This is a genomic window from Kitasatospora sp. NPDC057512 (assembly GCF_042802135.1).
In the GTDB taxonomy this organism is placed as follows: Bacteria; Actinomycetota; Actinomycetes; order Streptomycetales; family Streptomycetaceae; genus Kitasatospora.
The window spans coordinates 1-1,683 of record NZ_JBHVET010001151.1; the positions used below are offsets into that span (position 1 = coordinate 1).

General features: G+C 75.9%; 1 protein-coding gene. It reads left to right on the top strand.

Annotation, left to right across the window (positions count from 1 at the left end; all coding sequences use genetic code 11):
* The first annotated feature begins 416 nt into the window (after positions 1 to 416).
* Positions 417 to 1,622, top strand: a complete 1,206-nt coding sequence (locus ACFU6K_RS38470) for a low temperature requirement protein A (protein WP_380671238.1) — start codon at positions 417 to 419, stop codon at positions 1,620 to 1,622.
* Positions 1,623 to 1,683 lie beyond the last annotated feature (61 nt).

The window sequence follows — 1,683 nt, forward strand, 5'->3', positions numbered from 1 at the left end:
GGTGACCAGCGCGGTCCGTCCGGTGAGGTCGATCTGCATCGGAGGGGCACCTCTCCTCGGTGGGTGGCGGCCGGCGACCGGTCTTTTCCGGTCGGTGTTCCGCCGGCCGGCCGTGGTTCTCGGGGATCGTGGCGGGCTCGCGGGCCTGGGCGCCCGCGGGTGCGCGCCCCGGCGCGTCGGCCGGATGGGTGCGCGGCGGCGCGTCCCGGGCACCGGAGAGCGTTCAGCGCGGCTGGAACCAGGATGGCCACCGGAGGACGGGCACGCGCGGGGACTGGCCCGCCCGGGTGGTTCCGGACGGAGCCCTCGACCATGGGGCCGCCTGCGGGTGGCCCCGGACGGGGCGGTTCCCGGCGGGGACGGCGCGGCGAGGATCCCGAATTGCGTGTCACCCGGTGCCGTCGGATCGTGAACGCATGCCGAGCCGCCCCCGGGCCGCGGAGGGACGGGACGACGTGACCCGTGAGCCGTTCGCCGTCCTGCGTCGCAGCGTCTCCCCGCTGGAGCTCTTCTTCGACCTGGTCTTCGTCTTCGCCGTCGGCCAGCTCGCGGAGCACCTGCACGAGGAGCTGTCCTGGCGCGGGGCGGGCGAGAGCGCGGTGATGCTGGTGGCGGTGCTCAGCTGCTGGGCCCTCACCAGTTTCGACGCCACCTTCCTGGACGTGGAACTGCCCCGGACGCGGTGGCTGGTGCTGACGGTGATGGGCCTGGGGCTGTACGCCAACGCCCAGATCCCGCACGCGTTCGCGGGCCGCCCGTGGGCCTTCGCCCTCCCGCTGGCCGCCGTCCTGTTCCTCACCGCGGTCACGGCGGCCGTGACCGCTCCCACGGCCGTCCTGCGCGGGCACTACCGCCGGGTGACGGCATGGGCGGCCGTCTCCGTCCCGCTGTGGCTGGTCGGGGCGGCCGCCGGATCCGGGCCGCGGCTGGCCTGGTGGGCCGCCGCCGCGGCCGTCGACATGACCGGCGTGTGGCTGGCGCACCCGCTGCCCGGCAACGTCCTGGTCTCCCGGGACCTCGCGTTCGACGCCGAGCACATGGTGGAGCGGATCCGGCTGTTCATCATCGTGCAGCTCGGCGAGACCGTCCTGACCCTCGGCGCGGCGGTCTCCGCCGCCCCGGTGGACGTCCCGACCGTGGCCACGGGCCTCGGCGTGTTCGTCGCCCTGGTGTGCCTGTGCGCGAGCTACTTCCGCGGCGGCGAGGAGATCCTCGCGCGGCACGTCGCCGCCACGGCCGACCGGCTGCTGCCCGTGCGGCGCGCCGTCAGCGGCCAGTACCCCACCCTCGCCGGCCTGGTCGCCCTGGCCGTCGGCGCCGAACTCGCCGTCGCCCACCCCACCGGCCACGGCAGCGCCACGCTCAGCCTCCTGCTGTTCGGCGGCCCGGTCCTCTACGTGATCACCCAGGCCTGGTGGTACTACACCTCCACCGGCCGGGCCTGGGGAGCGCGGCTGCTCGCCTGCCTGGCCTGTGCCGTCGCGGGCCTGGCGGCGAGGTGGCTGCCACCGCTGGTGTCGGTGCTGCTGCTCGACGCCGTGCTCGTCGCGCTCGTCCTCGCGCTGAAGCAGGTGCATCGGCGCGTTCTCGACGAGGCCCCGGCCGACGAGCGCCGGGCGTGAGCGCCGCGACCGCGCGGTCCGGCTCGCGGAACGGAGACGCCCGTGGCCCGGACGCGCGGGG

Coding starts and splice junctions, on each gene's coding strand:
- ACFU6K_RS38470 (WP_380671238.1), top strand. CDS start 417: ATGCCGAGCCGCCCCCGGGCCGCGGAGGGACGGGACGACGTGACCCGT.